The organism is Duganella rivi, assembly GCF_009857435.1.
In the GTDB taxonomy this organism is placed as follows: Bacteria; Pseudomonadota; Gammaproteobacteria; order Burkholderiales; family Burkholderiaceae_D; genus Rugamonas; species Rugamonas rivi.
On record NZ_WWCK01000004.1, the window covers coordinates 666068 to 686397 of the forward strand.

The 20330-nt window shown below is 56.8% G+C and carries 19 protein-coding genes, 1 tRNA gene and 2 pseudogenes; 8 read left to right on the top strand and 14 right to left on the bottom strand.

The features are described 5' to 3' along the window. The 5 genes from GTP45_RS15515 to GTP45_RS15535 all read right to left on the bottom strand — a co-directional run bounded on the left by GTP45_RS15515 (position 1) and on the right by GTP45_RS15535 (position 3372). A complete protein-coding gene (locus tag GTP45_RS15515) occupies positions 1-954 on the bottom strand; it encodes an FAD binding domain-containing protein (RefSeq protein ID WP_161014748.1) in 954 nt (317 codons plus the stop codon). Continuing rightward, positions 951-1580, bottom strand: a complete 630-nt coding sequence (gene paoA / locus GTP45_RS15520; protein ID WP_161014749.1) for an aldehyde dehydrogenase iron-sulfur subunit PaoA — start codon at positions 1578-1580, stop codon at positions 951-953. The genes GTP45_RS15515 and paoA overlap by 4 nt, the downstream gene beginning before the upstream one ends. A 121-nt stretch (positions 1581-1701) precedes the next feature. Next, entirely contained in the window at positions 1702-2391 is a 690-nt protein-coding gene (locus GTP45_RS15525; RefSeq protein WP_161014750.1) for an MOSC domain-containing protein, read from the bottom strand. Beyond that, positions 2388-3065 (bottom strand): glutamine amidotransferase, encoded by a 678-nt coding sequence (locus tag GTP45_RS15530; RefSeq protein ID WP_161014751.1) that lies wholly within the window; start codon positions 3063-3065, stop codon positions 2388-2390. The genes GTP45_RS15525 and GTP45_RS15530 overlap by 4 nt, the downstream gene beginning before the upstream one ends. Positions 3066-3159: 94 nt before the next feature. Beyond that, positions 3160-3372, bottom strand: a complete 213-nt coding sequence (locus tag GTP45_RS15535; protein WP_161014752.1) for a hypothetical protein — start codon at positions 3370-3372, stop codon at positions 3160-3162. Between the two features lie 233 nt (positions 3373-3605). Between GTP45_RS15535 and GTP45_RS15540 the strand changes: the two genes are divergently transcribed. Then, positions 3606-4613 (top strand): alpha/beta hydrolase, encoded by a 1008-nt coding sequence (locus GTP45_RS15540; RefSeq protein ID WP_161014753.1) that lies wholly within the window; start codon positions 3606-3608, stop codon positions 4611-4613. A gap of 82 nt (positions 4614-4695) precedes the next feature. Beyond that, positions 4696-5421 (top strand): annotated as a pseudogene (locus tag GTP45_RS15545) (YoaK family protein); the annotation flags it as partial. Between the two features lie 88 nt (positions 5422-5509). Here GTP45_RS15545 and GTP45_RS15550 read toward each other — a convergent pair. Continuing rightward, positions 5510-5947 carry a YybH family protein gene (locus GTP45_RS15550; protein WP_161014755.1) on the bottom strand — a complete coding sequence of 146 codons (438 nt, stop codon included), beginning with the start codon at positions 5945-5947 and terminating at the stop codon, positions 5510-5512. Between the two features lie 163 nt (positions 5948-6110). On the opposite strand from GTP45_RS15550, the gene GTP45_RS15555 reads away from it, so the two are divergent. Together GTP45_RS15555 and GTP45_RS15560 are read left to right on the top strand one after the other, a co-directional pair. Next, a complete protein-coding gene (locus tag GTP45_RS15555) occupies positions 6111-6977 on the top strand; it encodes a LysR family transcriptional regulator (RefSeq protein WP_161014756.1) in 867 nt (288 codons plus the stop codon). A gap of 120 nt (positions 6978-7097) precedes the next feature. Further along, positions 7098-7838, top strand: coding sequence for an SDR family NAD(P)-dependent oxidoreductase (locus GTP45_RS15560; RefSeq protein WP_161014757.1), 741 nt, complete (start codon positions 7098-7100; stop codon positions 7836-7838). A gap of 273 nt (positions 7839-8111) precedes the next feature. Here the strand turns inward: GTP45_RS15560 and GTP45_RS15565 are convergent, their stop codons facing one another. The 3 genes from GTP45_RS15565 to GTP45_RS15575 all read right to left on the bottom strand — a co-directional run bounded on the left by GTP45_RS15565 (position 8112) and on the right by GTP45_RS15575 (position 9918). Beyond that, positions 8112-8609, bottom strand: coding sequence for a LysR family transcriptional regulator (locus GTP45_RS15565; protein WP_229258477.1), 498 nt, complete (start codon positions 8607-8609; stop codon positions 8112-8114). A 30-nt stretch (positions 8610-8639) separates the two neighbouring features. After that, positions 8640-9032 (bottom strand): response regulator transcription factor, encoded by a 393-nt coding sequence (locus tag GTP45_RS29320; RefSeq protein ID WP_371874461.1) that lies wholly within the window; start codon positions 9030-9032, stop codon positions 8640-8642. Positions 9033-9339: 307 nt separating this feature from the next. Further along, positions 9340-9918 (bottom strand): phasin family protein, encoded by a 579-nt coding sequence (locus tag GTP45_RS15575; RefSeq protein ID WP_161014758.1) that lies wholly within the window; start codon positions 9916-9918, stop codon positions 9340-9342. Between the two features lie 262 nt (positions 9919-10180). On the opposite strand from GTP45_RS15575, the pseudogene GTP45_RS28715 reads away from it, so the two are divergent. From GTP45_RS28715 to GTP45_RS15590, 3 genes and pseudogenes are all read left to right on the top strand, one after another. Then, positions 10181-10378 (top strand): annotated as a pseudogene (locus GTP45_RS28715) (SDR family oxidoreductase); the annotation flags it as partial. Between the two features lie 599 nt (positions 10379-10977). Further along, positions 10978-11766, top strand: coding sequence for a hypothetical protein (locus GTP45_RS15585; RefSeq protein ID WP_161014759.1), 789 nt, complete (start codon positions 10978-10980; stop codon positions 11764-11766). Between the two features lie 131 nt (positions 11767-11897). Further along, positions 11898-12536, top strand: coding sequence for a hypothetical protein (locus GTP45_RS15590; protein WP_161014760.1), 639 nt, complete (start codon positions 11898-11900; stop codon positions 12534-12536). 257 nt (positions 12537-12793) lie between these two features. On the opposite strand, the gene GTP45_RS15595 is transcribed toward GTP45_RS15590, so the two are convergent. Next, on the bottom strand, positions 12794-13582 hold the full coding sequence (locus GTP45_RS15595; RefSeq protein ID WP_161014761.1) for a hypothetical protein: 789 nt from the start codon (positions 13580-13582) through the stop codon (positions 12794-12796). A gap of 433 nt (positions 13583-14015) precedes the next feature. On the opposite strand from GTP45_RS15595, the gene GTP45_RS15600 reads away from it, so the two are divergent. Then, positions 14016-14378: a site-specific integrase gene (locus GTP45_RS15600; RefSeq protein WP_161014762.1), complete on the top strand. Its 363-nt coding sequence runs from the start codon at positions 14016-14018 to the stop codon at positions 14376-14378. Between the two features lie 50 nt (positions 14379-14428). On the opposite strand, the gene GTP45_RS15605 is transcribed toward GTP45_RS15600, so the two are convergent. The 4 genes from GTP45_RS15605 to GTP45_RS15620 form a co-directional block, all read right to left on the bottom strand. Beyond that, positions 14429-16645 (bottom strand): S8 family peptidase, encoded by a 2217-nt coding sequence (locus tag GTP45_RS15605; RefSeq protein WP_161014763.1) that lies wholly within the window; start codon positions 16643-16645, stop codon positions 14429-14431. Then, complete coding sequence (locus GTP45_RS15610; RefSeq protein WP_229258479.1) at positions 16642-17799, bottom strand: AAA family ATPase; 1158 nt, start codon at positions 17797-17799, stop codon at positions 16642-16644. The genes GTP45_RS15605 and GTP45_RS15610 overlap by 4 nt, the downstream gene beginning before the upstream one ends. Positions 17800-18103: 304 nt before the next feature. Continuing rightward, positions 18104-18193, bottom strand: a tRNA-Ser gene (locus GTP45_RS15615). A 51-nt stretch (positions 18194-18244) separates the two neighbouring features. Then, positions 18245-20329, bottom strand: a complete 2085-nt coding sequence (locus GTP45_RS15620) for a putative bifunctional diguanylate cyclase/phosphodiesterase (RefSeq protein WP_161014764.1) — start codon at positions 20327-20329, stop codon at positions 18245-18247. Position 20330 lies beyond the last annotated feature (1 nt).

The window sequence follows — 20330 nt, forward strand, 5'->3', positions numbered from 1 at the left end:
TCAGCCCTTTCTAGCATCGGCCAGCACGGCGGCTAACGTGCGCTGCACCAGCGTTATTTTGTAAGCGCTCTCCGCACTGGGCCTGGCGCCGGCCAGCAAGCGCTCGGCCACGGCTGGCGCGCCTTGCGCCATGCTGGCGTCAGCGGCCGGCATGCGCCATGGCTTGTGCGCTACGCCGCCGAGCGCCACGCGGCCGCCACCATCCGGCTGCACAATCGCCGCCACCGAAATCAGTGCGAAAGCGTATGAGGCGCGGTCGCGTACCTTGCGATAAATGTGCACACCGCCGCTGGGCTTGGGCAGCGTTACGGCGGTGATCAACTCGCCTTGCGTTAGAGCGTGTTCGATGTGCGGCGTGTTGCCGGGCAGGCGATGAAAATCCGCAATCGGGATGGTGCGTGTGGCGCCGTCCGGCTTGACGGTTTCGACAGTCGCATCCAACAACGCCATCGCTACCGCCATATCGCTCGGATGGGTGGCGATGCACGCCTCGCTAGCGCCGAGAATCGCATGGTTGCGGCTGTAGCCGCCGATGGCCGAGCAGCCGCTGCCGGGATCGCGCTTGTTGCAAGGCTGGTTGGTATCGTAGAAGTAAGGACAGCGCGTGCGCTGCAACAGGTTGCCGGCGGTGGTGGCCTTGTTGCGCAGCTGGGCGGAAGCGCCGGCCAGCAAGGCGCGCGACAACACGGCGTAATCGCGCCGCACGCGCGGATCGGCCGCGAGGTCGGTGTTGCGCACCAGCGCGCCGATGCGCAAACCGCCGCCTGGGGTGGCCTCGATTTGATCGAGCGCGAGGCCGTTGACGTCGATGAGATGGGCTGGCGTTTCGATTTCCAGCTTCATCAAATCCAGCAGATTGGTGCCGCCGGCGATAAAGCGCGCGCCGGGTGTGCGGGCCGCCGCCGCTGCCGCCTCGGCGGGCGACTGTGCGCGCTGGTAGGTGAAGGCCTTCATGTCGCCACCTCGGTAATCGCGTCGATGATATTGGAGTAGGCGCCGCAGCGACAGATATTGCCGCTCATGCGCTCGCGCAGTTCAGCTTCGTTCAGCAGCGGCTTGGCGGTGAGATTTTCGCTGACGTGGCTGGGAATATCTTGCTTGATTTCATCAAGCACTGCCACGGCGGAACAGATCTGCCCCGGCGTACAGTAGCCGCATTGATAGCCGTCGTGCTTGATAAAGGCAGCCTGCATCGGATGCAATTTCTCCGGCGTGCCGAGGCCTTCAATGGTCGTGATCTTGCCGCCGTCGTGCATGACGGCCAAGGTGAGGCAGGAATTGATGCGGCGGCCATCGACAATCACCGTGCACGCCCCGCACTGGCCGTGAACGCAGCCTTTCTTGGTGCCGGTGAGATGCAAATGTTCACGCAAAGCATCGAGCAGCGTGGTACGCGTATCGAGTTCGAGCGTGTGCTGCTTGCCATTGACGCGCAGTGAGAATTTGCTGGTGGCGGGCGGAGCCGAGGCAGGCTCCTGCTGAGCCTCGGCCGCCAGGGGAACCGCTGTGGCCGTGGCCGACAACGCGCCCGCAATCAACAAGTTCCGCCGTGAAAGACTAACGCCGCAAAGATCATCCATATCGTCGCATCCTCTAGCCTGTTGGGAGAACGGCCAGTGTAAATGCGATACGGATTCAGGTTAAACACTGTTGATCCAGGTCGTTGACAGCTTTTCTGACAGGCTCACAGACGGGTGACAGTCAAACCTCGCATAAGCGCCGTGTCCAGTCCTCAACCTGCCCCTGTTGAACGCGCCGTTCAAACGTCGTCCGCCAGTTCGAAGACAATTGCTCTATCCGCGACGCTTGCTGCCACTCGTCCCGCTGCAAGCGCTGCGAAAACAGCGCGGCAATCAAGCGCTGCATCGGCCATTCCGGCCGTGGACGCTGCACCAGTTCAAACTTATCGTGCTGCGCAATCCAGCCTTCGCACAGCACACGGTAATACCAGCCCGTTGCGCCAGCGCTTTGCATATTGAGCGCGGCATCGTCGCGCTGCAAGCGGCGATTCAATCGCCAGCACGGCTGCCTCCCCTGCGACACTTGCACCAGCGCCGATCCAACTTGGTAAATATCGCCGATGCAGACATCCTGCTCCGTCATGCCGACGGTAGATACATTCTCGCCGAACGCCCCCGGCGCCATCGCCACCGGACTGGCCGGGTACAGCGAGCGCCAGTAGCCGTAGTGCTCTGCCGCGTAATGATGCAAAGCCTTCTCAGGCCCGCCGTGATACATGCGGTCGCCCTGCTCATCGCCGTGAAGACCGTTGAACGAGAGCCACACCTTGCCCGCGTGCGCCGTCTTCACGATGCCGCTCATCACCTCGTCATGCCCCGCGCGCAGCAGCGGCTTAGCCTTGCCGATAAACAGCGACGCAATCTCGCTCATTTCAGCCACGCCTCGATCACCGCCCTGCCAGCGCGGCCAAGATCTTCGCCATAACGCTGCGTATCTTCGCGCAAGCGATGGAGGTCGACACCCGCCTGCTGCAACTCCACCGCATGCCCGGTCAGCCACTGCTCCAGTGCAGCCGGCTCAAACTCGGCATGGAACTGAATTCCCAGCACATGGTCGCCCACCACGAACGCCTGACACGGCGTACCCGGCGTCCAGACTATCGACGGCACACCTTCGGGCAAGCGGATATTGTCGCCATGCCAGTGCAGCACCGGCACGCCGCGCAGATGCGCCAGCGGGCCGGCATGCTCGCAAATATCCACCGGCGACCAGCCGATCTCCTTGCCCGCCTCACGACCAGCCACCTCGCCGCCCAAGGCCACCGCAATCAGTTGCGCGCCAAGGCAGATACCCAGCGTCGGCTTCTTCAATTGCATGCGCAGCTTGATGCCGGCGATCTCATCGGCCAGCCACGGATACAGGGCGGTGTCGCCGACTCCGATCGGCCCGCCGAGCACCACCACCAACTCTGTCTCGCGCCATTGTGCCTCAGTCAGCGGCTTGCTCCCATGCTGATAAACGATTTGATAGCCGCGCGCCTCCAGCGGCGCGGCAAACGTACCGAGATCTTCAAAACCAACGTGATAGAGAGCGATGCATTTCATGACTCACACCTTTAAAATAGGAGTCCTAACTATATCACAAAAAAAGAAAAGCACATGGCGGGCCGAAAAATGGCTCGCCAGTGCTCTCGCGTGATTATCCCTTGCTCGCCTCGGCGGTTAGCGCGGCGATGATCGTATCGGCATAGGCTCTTGGGAAGGCAACGATAGCATCCTCCTCACCCGCAAAGCCCTGCTGGCGAATCACAATCTCGCCACGCACATTGGTGTAGATCGCAATCGCATCGACCTGCTGCACGACGATGCTCTTTTGCTTCTCTGGATTCCAATCCCAATCGTTTGCCATCATGACCTCTCAAAAAATTGACGTCATATGATACCTTGATCGATGACTGCTGGAAACAAGCCGCCGCCGGGGCAAGGCATCCCTCCCATTTGCCCAGGCCCTGAGAAATCGAAAAATATTGCTTGCAATTTGATCGCACGCTATTTATTATGGCTTCACGCACCTAGGAGCAGCATCTCAAACTTGGAATAAATAGTTAGCGATCAATTAGCCAACAACTTAAATAAGGACATATCATGCAAACTCTGACCAAACTCTCCATCGCCTCCGCACTGGCCATCGCATCGAGCGGCGCTTTTGCCACCGACTACACTGGCGTTAATCCGCAAGTCGTCCCGTTCCTGAAGGCGATTGAGAATGCACCTCCACTGGAAAAAATGAGTCCTGCCGACGCCCGCCAAGTACTGGTCGGTGCACAGAAAGGCGCCGCCCTGCCCCAGGCCGACGTGTCGGAAAAAGTCATCAAGGTTGATGGCAAAGACGTGAAACTGCACATCGTCCGTCCAGCCGGCGCCAAGGGCACGCTGCCTGCCTTCATGTTCTTCCACGGCGGTGGCTGGGTACTCGGCGACTTCCCTACCCACGAGCGCCTGGTGCGCGACCTGGTAGTGAACTCCGGCGCCGCCGCTGTATTTGTCGATTACACGCCATCCCCGGAAGCAGGCTATGGCGTCGCCATCAACCAGGCTTACGGCGCAACCAAGTGGGTGGCCGCACACGGCAAGGAAATCAATGTCGACGGCAGCCACCTGGCAGTGGCAGGCAACAGCGTGGGCGGCAACATGGCGGCCGTGGTGGCGCTGATGGCCAAGGAGCAAGGACAACCGAAGCTGCGCGCGCAAGTACTGCTGTGGCCTGTGACCGATGCTAATTTCAACACCGGTTCGTACCAGCAATTCGACAACGGCTACTTCTTGACCCGCAATATGATGAAGTGGTTCTGGGATAACTACACCACCAGCGAAGCGGCACGCAACGAAATCCACGCCTCGCCATTGCGCGCCACGGTCGACCAGTTGAAAGGCCTGCCGCCAGCGCTGGTTCAGACCGCCGAGTTCGACGTCCTGCGTGATGAAGGCGAAGCCTACGCCCGCAAGCTTGAAGAAGCCGGCGTTCCGGTTACCTCGACGCGTTACAACGGCCTGATCCACGATTACGGCCTGCTCAACCCGATCTCCAGCGTGCCGGCGGTGCAAGGTGCGCTGCGTCAAGCCGGTGCCGAGCTGGCGTACCGCCTGAAGTAAATTGACCGGAATTGTGGGGCGGTGCCAGCTATGATTTTTAGATAGCTGCTATAGTGAAACTTCTTCAGCGGAGAGTTTCACTATGCCCCTCAATTTTTCGCGCAAGCTCACTGGCAGAAGCCGCAGCAAGGACGCGAATTTCCAGCTAGGCTGCGTACTGGCCTTCGTGGCAGGCGCAATCAACGCAGGCGGCTTTCTAGCGGTGCAGCAATACACATCCCACATGACCGGCATTGTTTCCGCCATGGCAGACCACATCGCCCTCGGCGCGTATGACCTGGTACTGACAGGCGCCGGGGCGCTGGTCTCCTTCCTGGTGGGGGCTGCATGCTCCGCAGCGATGGTCAACTATTCGCGCCGGCACTATATGCATAGCGAATATGCTTTCCCCTTGTTGTTCGAAGCCGGACTGTTGCTGTGCTTTGGACTGCTGGGTTCCAAGCTGGCCGCCATCGACGGCGTCTTTTTCTCGGTGACCGTGATGCTGCTGTGCTTTATCATGGGGTTGCAAAATGCGGTCATCACCAAGCTATCGAATGCAGAAATCAGAACCACCCACATCACCGGCATCGTCACCGATATCGGCATCGAATTGGGCAAGCTTTTTTACTGGAATAGCCCTAGGATGGGCAGCACGTTGAAGGTGACGGCGGATAAGTTTCGGCTCAAGGTTCTAACCACGCTGGCCTCATCTTTTGCTATCGGCGCACTCGTTGGTGCGCTGGGATTCAAGCACGTCGGCTACGTCGCGACCGTGCCGCTAGCCTTGGTGCTGATGGCGCTCGTGATCGTGCCGGTGCTGGATGACTTCTGTGACTACGTCCGCAAGAGCAAGACTAAATGAGAACCGTCGCAATCGTTCTTGCGTGCCGGCGGTGTAGTTCCAGACCAATCAGTTACCGTGGCAGCGGGTTGGTCGTCGCGAACGAGTAGCGCGCAATCTTCCACGCATCGTCATCGCCTTTTTGGAAAATGAACAGTTCGTGATTGGCGTCGGGAACGCGCTGTTTGATCGCATTCACGGTAACATGTCCATTCGAGCTCGTGCGGACGAACGCCCATCCCGGAGCCACCTGTACCACCTCCTCGACGGTCAACTCGGTATCGAAGGTGATCGCCTGAAAGATGCCGTTGTAGGCAGCCCGGATGGCATCGGCGCCGACCGTCGACGGACTGTTCGGGGCCATGAAGACGCCGTCCGGCGCGAATACGGTCAGCACCGTATTGGTATCCGATGCGTTCAGCGCGGTCTCGTAGGTTTGCAATACCCCTTCGATGTCGGCCTGGACAGAAGCGTCCACGGTGTTCCCTGCGGTTGTCACGAACTTCTTCATCAACATGCACTCCCTTGGTTAAAATATTTGCTGATGCATCTTATGAAGCTTTCGGTTCGCAGAATAGTAGGCGCATCTGCGACACAGCATCGCCCTTTCGACAACACCGCCGCATCGCGGTAAGCACCAGGCGCCGCGGCACAGGCGCGCACAGGAAAATACTTTGAACATTGAAGATTTCGAAACCTTCATCGAGGTCGCCAACGCCGGTGGACTGTCCCCCGCCGCGCGCCGCTTGGGTGTCGCGAAATCCATCGTCAGCCGCCAGCTTTCAAGGCTTGAAAGCGACCTTGGCGTGCAGCTTTTGGCCCGCACAACCCGTGGCGCCGCCCTGACCGAAGCGGGCATGGCTTTTCGCGAGCACGCCACCCGGATACTGGCCGAGCTCGACGCCGCCAGGGACACCATGATTCCGGGCGGCGAGCTGCGTGGCCGCTTCCGCATCGCCGCGCCGGTCTCGTTCGGGCCGACACATTTTGCCCCGGTACTTGCCGCGATGGCGCGGCGCTATCCACTGCTGCGCATTCACACCTCCTACAGCGATCGCACCGTCGATCTGGTCAGCGAGGGGTACGATTGCGCGATCCGGGTTGGCCATCTTCAAAGTTCCAGCCTGCTGGCGAGGCGTGTCGGCAGCATCCACGGCAAGCTGGTGGCGAGCCCCGACTATGTCAAGGAGTACGGCGCGCCCGAAACGCCGGCAGACCTTCTCGATCACCAATCGCTCATGCAGGGATCGGAAAGCTGGCGATTCCTGGACGGCGAGAAAACCATCACGGTGCATCCCCAGGGACACTTCAAGGCCGACAATCCGACCGCCCTGGCAGCAGCGGCCGTTGCAGGCCTGGGCCTCGGCTATCTTTCCGACAGCGTGATCACCGAGCATATTGCCTCCGGCGCGCTGGTGCCGGTGATGCTGCGCTATCCGCCGAAGCCGTCGGGTATTTATGTCGTCCGCCCACCGGGTCAAAATTCCATCCGCAAAATCCGCGTACTGACCGATATGTTGATCGCACAGTTCAGTGCATGAGTGTTCTGATTTGCGGGACGCAGAGTGGCTGTTGACGGGGCTACAAAGCGGCCCGGCGGCATCCTAATATCGCCCTGTGTGTGCAATGAGCCACGTAACCTCAACACAGAAAGGCGAACAATGATTGATTTAAAAGGGAAGCGGGCGCTGGTAACCGGCGGTGCGCGCGGCATAGGCGCGGCCATCGCGCTGGCGCTGGCGGAGAACGGCGCGGATGTCGCATTTACTTACCAGCACGCGAGCGGCAAGGCCGATGCGGTAGCCAAGTCCATCGCAGCCAAGGGACGTCGCGGCCTCGCCATCCAGGCCGACAGCGCCGACCCGCAAGCCATTACGCGGGCCGTCGATGAAGCCGTGGCGGCGCTGGGCGGGATCGATATCCTCGTCAACAACGCGGCGGTCGGCCTCAACGGCATGATCGCCGACATCGAACTGGACGCCTATCAGACGCTGATGGACGTCAACGTACGCGGCCCGGTACTGTTTGCCAAGGCGGTGATTCCGCACCTGCCCAAGGGTGGACGCATCATTTCGATCGGCTCGGGCCTGGCGGAGCGCGTGCCTTTCCCTGGCGTGACGGCCTACGCGATGTCCAAGTCGGCGCTGCTCTCGTTCACGCGCGGCCTGTCGCGCGAACTCGGCCCGCAGGGCATCACCGTGAACCTGGTTCTGCCGGGATCGACCGATACCGACGCCAATCCAGCCGATGGCCCGGCCGCCGATTTTCAGCGCGGCATGTCGTCGCTGGGCCGCTTCGGCGAGCCGCATGAGGTGGCCAGCGCCGTGGTCTTCCTGGCCAGCGCCGCCGCGAACGTGATCACCGGCGCCATCCTGGCCGTGGATGGCGGGGCTATCGCTTGACAGGCGCGCGGCATCCCGTTGACGAATATCGTTGGCGGCTTCGTCCACATCGATCTGGGCATAGCCGAGCGCACGCATCGGCTTTGCCGGCGCCCGAATGGCGCAGCGCGGCCAGCCGGGTGCCTTCACGCCCAGCTCGGAGATATGCATGATGGACTGCGCATTGGTCACCCAGCCGAGCGCCGATGGGCCGATGCTAGTGCCGCCCATCGCGATGCTGTGTTCCAGATCGGGGAACGGCGCCGCCTGTTCCACTTCGCGCGCCTCAGTAAGTCAGCTGGTGCGACTACCGAAACGCCAGCGACCACGATACGATCGATTGTCAGAGTCCTGTAGAAAGCCCAGCCGTATCGCGCAGTCGTAGCCGTCCGCGACCAGGTCGATCATGTGATCGCTGTAGCAGGTATGGATTTGCAGCAGCGGATGGCGTCGTGCCATTTCCGCCAGCACGGGCGCGAAGTGCGTCGGGCTAACCGACAGCGGCGCCGCCACGCGCAGGCGGCCGCGCAGCTCGCCGACCGGCGAAATCGTATCCCGGGCCAGCGCGATCTCGCCACAGACCCGGGACGCATAGTCGCGGAAGGTGAGGCCCGCCTCCGTCAGCGCCGCGCCGCGCGTGGTACGCGAGAGCAGCTGGACACCGAGATCGGCCTCCAACCGGGCGAGGCGGCGGCTGACGATCGACTTGGCCACTCCGAGCCGGAGCGCGGCGGCGGAAATGCCTCCGGCATCGGCGACTTCCACGAATGTTTGCAGCTCTTCGATATCCAACTCAATGCTCCCATTTCAGCGACATTCAATTCAAAGCTCAAGCAAGCGGTGTCTCGTGGCGATCATCACGGCCTCCGTCCTGTTACTGGCGCCTAATTTATGCAACAAGTTTTTCAAATGTGATTTCACCGTTTCCGTCGCGATCCCCAGCAGCGCGCCGATTTGCGGATTAGTGTGGCCTTGGGCGACGCAGGCCAGCACCTCGGCCTCGCGCTTGCTCAGCCGGGGAATCAGATCGAAACCGGTTCTTTCATCCCCGCAACGAAGGCAAGACAATGAAGCGCGCCATGGTGGCGCGTGGCCGCACTTTCTTCGGGGCCAAACTTGCGGGCTGTGATGTGGGATTGGCAATTCACGTTGACGGCAAATTGGCGAGGAAAAGACGCTTTGTTGAGGCCGCGTAATTTCCGGGCCCACGTTCACTATTATGTGAAGAGCGAACCAAGCTGGCGCAGAGACGCTGAGCCAGTCGTTACAGTACGAAAGGAACCTGGTAATTGCTGGGTTTCGGGCATTAATGGCCGATCAAGGCGAACCCCTCAACTCATCGTTACACAAGCCCCGAGTCTTCCGGTCGGTTGGGCCAACCATTACCTCAACGACTTTGATGGAGCGTATCAGGATCTCCATGTCAGCGAAGGTAATTTTTTTGATTAACTAAAAAACCCCGAAAGTTGTGTCCAACTTTCGGGGTTCCGCTTACCTTGGGCGTTTTTTATTATCGCGAGAATTAAGCAGGTTTGCCGGTGCCCTTGCCGCCTTCAGGTGAACCGCCCTGCGCATTACCGCCCGAGCCGCTTTGCATACTCGCGCTACCACGCGGTGGCTCGCTGCCGTTACCGCGTTTGCCGCTGTTCTTGGTGAACGGATCGGTAAATTGGCGGATCGATTCCTGCTGCTTCTGCACATTGCGCTCGGTGTCCTCGACCGAGGTACGGGCAACTTCTTGGGCCAGTGCGTTGGCAGTCTGCGCGGTTTCCTTGACGTGCTCTTCGGTAACCCGCGACAAGTCGACTTGGGTGTCTGCAGCCAAGGTCGAAAGGTGCTGCTGGTAGGCGCGCAACTTGTCGGCTACTGGCTGAGCGCGCGAGGCGACGGCCGATGCAGCGTCGGTCTGCTGGTCAGCGGTCAACAGCTGCTGACTGGCAATGGTGGTTTCTTCCAGCAAGGTCTGCGCCAACTGCATGTTCAGGTTGCTGAATTGCTGGAACGAATTAAAGATCGATTTCGACACGTCATTCAAGAACGCATTTTGCGCTTCCAAATGGGTACGAACGGCAGGGGTAACAGATTTAGAATAGGGATACATAAATACCTTAAATAATTAAATTAATAATTGACTAGCCGAAATAAAATATTTCTCTGAAATTCAGCAATTAGCCACAGTATGCAAAAACAGCCACCACATTCAATCAGGGGCAATGCTGCATCAACACTGCGGAGAATACTACGCTAATAAATCTGAAATTATTAATTTAATTTATATCGTGCGAAGTTTATAAATGGCATTTAATTGCATCGATAAAATAAAATAACCTGACAAGCAACAATACAGAGGCAGCTCACAGCCGATCAACACTCAGTTGTCCGAACGGTTTTCTATCCAACAAACAGTCGATGAACGCACTGGGGGAGCTGCTCGATGCTGCCGTCTTGGGCGGCCAGCCAAGCCCGAAGAGGTTGCCGACTTGATCGCGTTTCTGGCATCGCCGCGCGCCGCTTCGATTTCAGGGCCCGAGCACCGCATCGACGGCCGCGCCGTCAGTACGTTCAGATCATGGGAAGTAATGGGCATCGCTTGCGAGAGCTACGCCGACAACCGTCCCCGTTTCTTCGTCGCGGAACGATGCAAAGTTTTCCCGTATGGTCATGCAAAAGCCGAACATGATGAGCCTTTTCTGCACTGCTAACAAAGTGCGGTCTCTATACAGATTAGCACGTGATCCGAATCTGGGGCGATCGCAGCACTGAGCACGGGCCGAGCCGTTGATTGATGAGTAGGTGTGAAACGCGCGCCCTCGGCGCGCGGGGCTGGCGCTGTGCGCCAGCAGATGGACGATTCGGAGCGGGATGGCCCGGTAGGGCCATGCCCTTCGAATCTCACACGCAAGGCCCGCAGGGGCCTTGCGTGTGAGATTCGAACTCACGAACGGCTCTCACCGTCGGCAGTTTTCAAGTCTCTATACTTTCCTATTTAAAACAGTGATTTACGACAATTCTGTTTCCGCAATACATGCAATATCACGCCCTGCAAGCGCTTGAATTTAAAGGCGGTTACGTAGAGTTGCGGAACATTTTTACATCAACCTTGCACCACCTAGTTGACTCCTTTACAATTTCAAGAGTGTGATTTTTTTGGGGCGGCTGTATGGATGATCTAATTAAGACAGTTAAGGCACAGCTTTACGACAGGCTCGGTAGCCCACTGATCTTTTCCTTCAGCATATCTTGGATACTCTGGAATTATCGAATGATAGTGATTCTTACATCATCACTAAGCCCATCCGATAAATTCTTAGCAATTGACCTACTCGGACTGATCTGGGAATCCAGCACCTGGTTTTGGGCGGTACACTTAGGAGTCGGCCCCCTCGCCACTTCGGCCGCATACATCTTCGTCTATCCCTTCATCGAAAAAGGAATATTTGAGTTCACTTTAAACAAAAGAAAGGAACTCAAACAAGTTCGCCAGCGCATTGAAGACGAAACACCCGTAACAGAGGAGGAGGCCAAAGAGCTGCGCGGCCTAAGTAATGATTTGTATCGAGAACATCGCGCCATCTTGAAAGATCGAGACGAAGAAATCGCTAAGCTGAAGGTATCGATACGAGAACTCAAAGATGAAATCGAGAATCAAACCAAAACTCAACAAACCATGCCGCTCCCGAAAAAGGACCCGCTTCCAGAACTAGAGCCTTCTCAGGAAAGACTCTTGGCAACCATTGGCAAAATTAGTACAGAGTCCGAATTTGCTAGTTTTGAAGAGCTTCTAAAGGAAAGTGAAAATAGCAATATCAAGGTTCAATATGACATCGACGTGTTAGAACGTCACAGGTATATTCAGGATTACCATGGTGGCGGCACAGGCTATATCCTGAGTGCTAAAGGTAGAGCTTACTGCATTGAAAACCTTTCGGACAAACTATTGGAATCTTGATAAACACGCATTAACGGCGAACAGCTTTGCACGCAGGGCATTGACGAGCTGTCCGTAATTCCATTAATCGAACCAACTCACGATTGCGCTCCTTCTGGATCTCAATCGCGAATACACATGCAAAGAATTTTATGGATTTATCAAGCATTGTGGAATCTCAGCCTTACCTATCGATGTTGAAAGACATTGTAACGGCGAGCGCAGCCGTGTTTGCTGCCACCGTTGCCGCTAGAGGACTCACGACGTGGCAGCGGCAATTCCGAGGCCAACAGGACTACACTCTGGCACGCCAGATCGCGCTTGCCGCCATCAAATATCAAAGCTCGATTGATGGTGTCCGTAACCCATTCATGTGGTTTGATCTAAAAGAAGTGCCGGGAAAGCTGACAGACGCAAAGAAAGCAAAGTTTAACGATACCGCAGCGCAGTACCAATCGCGCTGGGATGCCGTAGTCATTGAACGAGATATCCTCGAAGCAGCGATCAAGGAGGCTAAAGTAGTGTGGAAAAATGGCGCAGAACTTGATCGAATTTGGCGTGATTTATTTGAGTTGGAAAAAGAACTTCGCAGAAGCGTATTTAACTATTTGAGCGCGATTAACCCTGACGCACCAGAAGGCATCAAAGAAGCCGCCAGAGAATCTCTAAAGAACGCGCGAGATATTCTGTACGATATGCTAGAGGAAGAAAACCCAGATTCTTTTAAGAATGAAATTTCATTGGGAGTTCAGAGTATCATTGACTGGCTCGGACCTAAGCTGATGCATTGACCACAAATAAGACGACTGAACGCTCAGCGAAGCCGCTTTTGGCTACGAAGCACACGCTAGCGTAAAAATAACTTAAAGAGTGCCAGCCATTCAGTTCGAAAGTCATCGATTTACAAAACTCACCTAATGACTTCCCTCAATGGCCCACGCTCGCCTAATGCGCGCCCTTTGCGGAGAACACTGCCAATTCCGGACTCTCTAGAAACGCATCATCGCCCTCGCTTTTGTCAGCACCCAAACTAAGCGCTCAACTGAGGCTATGAAGCATGGCCGCCATGGATGGCAAACCGACGAGGGACGCTATCAACCTCTAACGCTTTTAGAAATATCGAACTAACCTGATCTCTTTCTAACGGGCCGTACAACTTTAGGCACTCAATCGCTTCAATAATCAGATTGGACAACACGGCTAGTCCTTCTGCAATCGTTTGAGGCAAGATGAGCATTGGACTAGAGTGAGTGTCTGGCACCATCATATCGCCGGGCCCAAGAGAAAAACTCATAGTCAATGCTCGATATGTTCGATGAGTGAGCTTAGAAAGTTGATGGTGAAACTTTTGCCTATTCTCTGCCGCCGCCTTCCCTTGGGTAGATTCCATGTACTTACGTATTTCCCCATGGGAAATTGTGTTGTTTTTGTACCACTGCCTCAGGGTGCGCTCTGCAAAGACGTTACCGGCATGTAGTACGCCGATTAAATCAATTGTTTCCACAACATCCCTGAACAGTCGAAACGCAATGCGATGCCGCTTCTCTCGGAACAGTTCTATACTTCCGCGCAAGGAATCCACCAGATCCAGAGAAAGCATCCATGTAGCTTTGTCCACGCCCGTGTCATCCCTATGGAACTTCATGGTATATCGGTCAAGATCAGCGCTTAGCGCATCCAATACTGAGGTTGCTTCCCGCATGAACTGATCCTGAGCCGCATACTCATACGGATTATCCCAGGCCTCTTTTGGGCTGCGCCCCCATACAAAACTTGGCATGATTTTCTTTCTCGATACATATTGGCATAACCAGTGAACGCGTGAATCCTGAGACATACTGCTTCCCGGAAGACCGGCTTGCCCGATTCTAGCAGGGCTGCGCGTTACTTTCTGCCAGCACCGGGCTAAAGCTTGAACGGAACAATTTCGGGCCTCATCGGCGAAGCCACCCGGCCCCAACCGCAATCTTTCTGTTGGACGATATGCTGACCTCTCGAGCGCACTTTCTGGCAGCGAGACAAAAGCTGCTGGATGCGTTTCCGGGGATCGGAGTCTACGGCATGTTCATCGCGCGGCGTCGCTTGCCAAATCCATTCGATGACTTTGACGAAATCTTAGACTGATAGCTGGCTTAGACTGTCCCGGCACCTGCTGATCGAGCGATTATCGACAAAGGAAAAGTAAAACCTGTGCAGACGTCTGCACAGGACTCTACTAGAACAACGCGCTACACGTCCGTCAGGGGAAGACCAATAAGTTCCTGCGCATCATGCTGGAGACGAATGGCGCTGTATCCGAATTAGCAAACGTAATTGAACGCATTCAGTCACGATCAGGACGCGCTAACGGCTCGCATCTCATCACACTTGCGAACGGTGGCCAAGTAAAGCAGCATCACTTGCGCCTGCGCTTCGATGCAGCGCGCGCAATGGCAGCGCAGGCCGCGACAGACGCGAACAAGAAGGACTTGGCCAAGCGCATTAAACAATTTCAGTTCAGGGACATACGGGCGAAGTCGGCAAGCGAGATTAGCGATATGAAAGCAGCAAGCGAGCTGCTGGGCCATACCGAGGAAGAGATAACCGACCGAGTGTATCGCAGGATCGGCCAAGCAGTGACGCCGACACGATAGCCACTCATGACGCTGCTGAACCCTCATCTCGGTTCAGCAGCGCCATTGCCTTATACTCGAATTGGCAGAGATACCTGAGGTTGAATCGGCGTCAGAATGTTTGCGTAAGCGCGAAGAATATCGTTGTACAGATCAGCATGCTTTGGTGCCTTGATCGTTATCACCAGTGCGTACCGAATCTTCTCAGCGCTGTTCGCCTTCCCGCCACCTTCGCGAGCGTTATAGTGAATGTCGAAAACCGGGTCGCTCAGCGAAGTGCCGCGCATGTTCTTCTCTCCATGAAGCACAGTTTCCCACTTACCCATATCGGAACGTCGCTCTTCCTCGGTTGCAAATTGCTTCAAGTCGAAGAAGCCCTTTGACGCTGCATTCGCGGCCCCTTCTTTGACCTTGCCAGAGTTCGGGCGGAAAACCACATCTAGGCCTGCACGTGTGTACGCAGAAGCATCCTGCGGATCGACCGGGCAGGCATAGCAGAAAGTCGCCCCCAAAGTGATATTGCCGGTAAGGCCGCCAGTAGGCAGAGGAAGCGGCGCACGCAAATACTTGCCGGGTTTGAGCTCACCCTGATAGATGATTCGCGCCACGCCGTCAGGACACGTGATAAGCGTCATCAAGTCCTCAGGGATCTTACCCCAGCCAACCTCGCATTTATCGTACTGCCCCGGATCTGCGCCATGAATCAACAGCGCCTTAAGCGTCAACGGAGAAAGTTCAGCGCCTAAGATCGCACGCATCCCTACAGCGCTACGCAACAAGTAAGGGCCAGCAAAGCTCGTCCCCATCTGCGGTGAGAGTCGCGGCTTGCTCGACGGCGTCAGCACGTGGAAGTACTGAGATGTTTCACCGCCGAAAGCCAGCAGGTCAGGCTTCATTACCCCCGGACTACGTCCCGGACCAATTGCACTGTACGGCGCGCGTGCCCAGCTCGCGCTAGTTGCGTCTGCTGCACCAACGGCAATGCCATTGACACAATCAGATGGGACTTGAACGCGCGCGTTACCCGAGTCACGATCATGCTCACCATTGTTGCCTACCGCGATAGTCATAAACGTGTCGCCGTCGCTAAGGAGATCGTCGATTACCGCTGTCCACGCGTGAACATCAGTATCTTCAATCGGCAGATCCGGCCCGAGGCTGAGATTAATGAACTCGTATTGCCGGGACAGCAGCACTTGCTCCACAAACCCCAGTGTGCGATACATATCAAGACGGTCTTCCGTGTCCGAATCCTCGTCAAGGACACGAACATTATCGACATAAGAGTACGGGCGCTCCGCAATTCCACCCGGCTGAAGCGGCCCGAACAAGAACGCTGATGTTACCCCCAGACCATGCTCATTCGCCTCTGGATCATCCGCTGCATTCGGATCTAAGCGATGGTAAGCTTTCAACCAAGGGCCGATAGGGTGTTGTGCCGGGAGCCCACCATCCAGAATTGCGACCCGCGGCTCTGAGGAAAGCGGCTGCGCATTGGGCAACTGGCAAGTAACGGAGACGCTTGAGCCACGCGTCACGGGACGCATGCCACGCAAACTTGGCATCGGCCGGATAACTCGCACAAAAGAGAACGAAGAAAGCCGCTCCACAGATTTGCGACTCCCCTCTGCTGGGACGAACCACAAATTCCCGGCTCGAAATGCCAGCTCAACATGAAGCTTTACATCCTGCTTTGCGGCGAACTGGGAGAATGCCTTCTGGATGAACGCAGAGCCTTCGTCTGACAGTAGGTGAAGCCCAACCTCGAAGAATCGCTCCTTCTCACTACCATAATCGCGCACCCGCTCTCCCGGCAAGAACGCTTCGAAATCCTCAATGTGGGCAATATCAAGGGCTTCATCGGAATCCTGTTCGGCATACTGAATCCAACTAGGCAAGCTGCGGAAAACGCTACGCTTGCCGGCAACGAACAGTTGAGTAGTGCTCGATTCAGCCGGCGCACCTTTCTTTGTCCAAGCTTCTGGCGTGATTTTGACGGTTCGACTGCCCACCGATTCCAAGCCCGCCGCACGCAGCAGCGCAACAGGAAAATATGATCGAGCGATGTAGCCCGGGTTGAGGGTCAAGAGAGCGACGCCGAAATCACGTGGGCAAGCCTCTTCTGGCAATGCATCGAGCGCGCGGGATGCACGCTCCAGCTTCGGCGTCAGACGTTCGATTGCATAAGAGTACGGATAGACCTCAGCCTTGTCGCCAAAGCGCTTCGGCCCCTTAATGTCGCGCACAAGAAGTTCTCCGCGACCGATCAGAAAGTTCGGTTTGTTCATGCTTTCTTATGTCCCTTTACAGTTTTGGTGGTTTCGCTGACATACTTACGGATGGTGTCACGACTGACTCCAGTTAAATCAGAAACAACGTGCTGTGACAGCGTTTTCGTTTTGGCGAGCATTACCGCCAGTTCGATACGCGCCGAGCGCTCAAGCGCTTGCGTGCGCCCTCTAATGAACTCTTCAATTAAATCTGCATCTGATGCCGTTCCCAATGCTAGGGTGCGGCGGAATTTCTGTATTGAACGCTCGATATCGCTGATCGAAAAGCCCTTAAACGCAAGGGCAAGAACATCGATCCACTTGGCCAGCAATGGAAGGTCATTTCCAAGGAAGCGACGCATTGCATCCTTGATTGCCGCCTGTTCAGGAAGCTCAAACTTGATTTCCAGATCGAAACGACGCCAAAGGGCAGGATCAATCAGTTCGGGGTGATTCGTTGCCGCAACCAGCAAACTCGTGGAAGGCCAGTTATCAACCTCTTGGAGAATTACGTTAACAAGCCGCTTCAGCTCGCCCACATCCGCCTCGTCACTGCGACGTTTTGCAATAGCATCGATCTCATCGAGGAAAAGTACGCAAGGTACTCGCTTCGCAAAATCGAGAGCAGAGCGCAGATTACTGCCACTTTTTCCCAGTAAGCTGCTCATCACTGCGGTCAAATCGAGGATGTAAAGTGGAACGCCCAATTGTGCGGCAAGCCATCGCGCAGTCAGTGACTTACCAACCCCCGGTGGGCCAACAAAAATCGCTGAGCGTGAAGGCTGAAGTCCGGCAGCCAAAAGGCGATCCGTTTGTCTACGCTCCTCCACAAGCTGGGCCAGAGAAGCACCCAGCTCCTCGGAGAATAGCGGAGCCGGGAAGTCGCGAGGATCGTTAAACACGCGAAGGAGTGTTAAACGAGACTCATCGTCGACTGGCATAGCATGCTGGGTCTTTGGCGGCGGCGGCGCACGGCGCAGCGGCGAGCTCGTCCGCGTTGGGCGGTTTCGCAGGAATAAGTCGAGCTGCTCTGCCAGTTGCGGTTCTGTCGCTCGATATTTGCGGACCAAGCGCGCAACAAAAAGGCGCACATCATCGGCCTGCTCAGAAAGTGACAGCCTGACAAGCTGGGCTAAATCCGTTTTAATTATCTCTAATTCGTCCATTGACATGGTAACTCTTTGTTTTTCCTGTGAAATTTATTGCGATTAACTGGACTAAACAAATTTTACACTGTTTTTAACGCACGTGTATAGATGTACAGTATTTATTACACAGGTGCGACACAGCTACACACGAAAATCACGCGGCTTAGCGGCTAAAGGATGGGAGGAACGGCACTGCAAAGTCGAGAGTTGCGGAAACCATTTCCGCAACCACGCCTAAATTGACTTCAGGATGGAGAGCAAGAGCGCCGCTTAATCTAGGGATACAAAAAATAAAGCCCTTGATATACAAGGGCTTATTAATATGAGGTGGCGGAAGCGGTGAGATTCGAACTCACGAACGGCTCTCACCGTCGGCAGTTTTCAAGACTGCTGCCTTCAACCACTCGGCCACGCTTCCTAAGTGTGCAACATTATACAGATTTCTCGGGCTAAAACCACCCAATCGCCTCTACGCCGCCCGGCTCGACCTGCCCGGCGCCCAATTTTCCCGCAACGCACGCTCAAACGCATCCGCTTCCAGCGGCTTGGAGAACAGATATCCCTGCACCTCGTTGCAGCCGGAATTCTTCAGGAACGCCAGTTGCTCGACCGTCTCCACGCCTTCCGCAATCACCTTGTGCTTCAACTGCTGCGCGATGCTGATGATGGTGTTGGCAATCGCGCAATCGTTGGTATCGCTCGGAATGCCGACCGTGAACGAACGGTCGATCTTCAGCGTATCAATCGGGAAGCGCTTCAAGTAGGACAGCGACGAATACCCGGTGCCGAAATCATCGAGCGACAGGGTCACCCCCATGGCCGTAATCCGATCCATGATGCCGATCACGCGGTCGATGTTGTTCATCAGCGTGCTCTCGGTGATTTCCAGTTCCAGCCACGAAGGCTCAAGGCCGTAACGCTTCAAGGTATCGCTAACGCGCCCCGGCAACGCCGCTGTGAACTCGCGCGCGGACACATTCACCGCCAAACGGATCGGCGGCAAACCTGCATCCTTCCACGCCTGCGCCTGCGCGCACGCGGTCTCCAGCACCCACTCTCCCACCTGAACAACCAGGCCGGTCGCCTCGGCCAACGGAATGAATTCCGACGGCGGCACCAGTCCGCGTTCAGGATGGCGCCAGCGCACCAGCGCCTCGGCGCCGATGATTTTCCCATCCGGGATCGAGTACTTCGGCTGGTAGTGCAGCAGCAGCTCGCCGTTACCGAGCGCGTTGCGCAAGCCGGTCTCGATGCGCATGCGTTCCTGCATGCCCTGATTCATATCCTGGCTGTAGAAGGCGATGTGATCGCCATCCGCCCCGCCCTCTTGCTTGGCGCGGTACATGGCGATGTCGGCCAGTCGCAGCAAGGTCTCCGCATCGTGGCCATCTTGCGGATACACGCTGATGCCGATGCTGCCGCCCACGCGCAAGTCGTGGCCGTCAATGTAGATCGGCGCATTCAAGGATGCCAGCAGTTTCTGCGCCACCATGCTGGCCTCGAAGTGCTGGCCGATGTCGAACAGCCCAACCGCGAATTCATCGCCGCCCAGACGCGCCACCAGATCCTGATCGCGCAGCACGGTACGGAAGCGGCGCGCCACTTCCACCAGCAGCTCGTCGCCGATCTTGCGGCCCAGCGTGTCGTTGATCAGCTTGAAGCGATTCAGGTCGATGAACAGCACGCAGCCATGCGCCTTGTTGCGCTGCGCGACCATCAGCGCCTGGTCGACCAGCTTGGTCAACAGCGTGCGGTTCGGCAGGTTGGTCAGCGCGTCGTAGTACGCGAGGTGGTGGATGCGCTCCTCCGCCATCTTGCGTTCAGTGATGTCGGTCAGGTAGGCGATCAAGCCGATCGAGCGGTCGTTTATGTCACACAGCGGCGACAGCGACAGGCTGGCCCAGAACACTTCGCCGTTTTTCTTCTTGCGCCGCACTTCCATCAGGCGGCCGCCTTGTTCAAGGAAGTCGTCGTGGAAGCCGACGTCTTCGTCATCGTAGAGGAACAGGATGTTGCGGCCCACCGCTTCCACGGCGGTGTAGCCGAACAGGCGCTCCGCGCCCTTGTTCCAGCTGATGATGAAGCCATTCATGTCCATAGTCAGCACCGACTCATGGATCTGGTCGAGGATCTGCGCCTGATGCTGTAGCTTGGCCTCCACCTGCACGTAGGCATGGGTGGTACGCTGCGCCACCGAGTGCACTTGCAGCACGCTGCCAGCGAGGCTGGCGAGGCTGGCCAAGTGCTGGCGATCCTGATCGCTGTAGTGCGCGCGGCCAGAGACCACGAAGCGGCCAAACAAATTGTCGTCGAAACGGATTTCCTGGATCAGGGTCGGCACCGCGTCATCATTGGCCGCCATTACCGGCTCCAGCGGCGGCGCCAGCAGCACCGAGAACGAATCCAGCGGCACGTACTCGCCCAGCGGACTATTCAGCACGGCGCGGACGATGCGTCCCAATTCCTCGCTCAGTGCGGCGCCGCGCAGGCGCAGCACGGCGTCGCATAGGGCCGCGCTATTGGTCAGGAAATCGGAGACGGGTTGCGCGAGCATC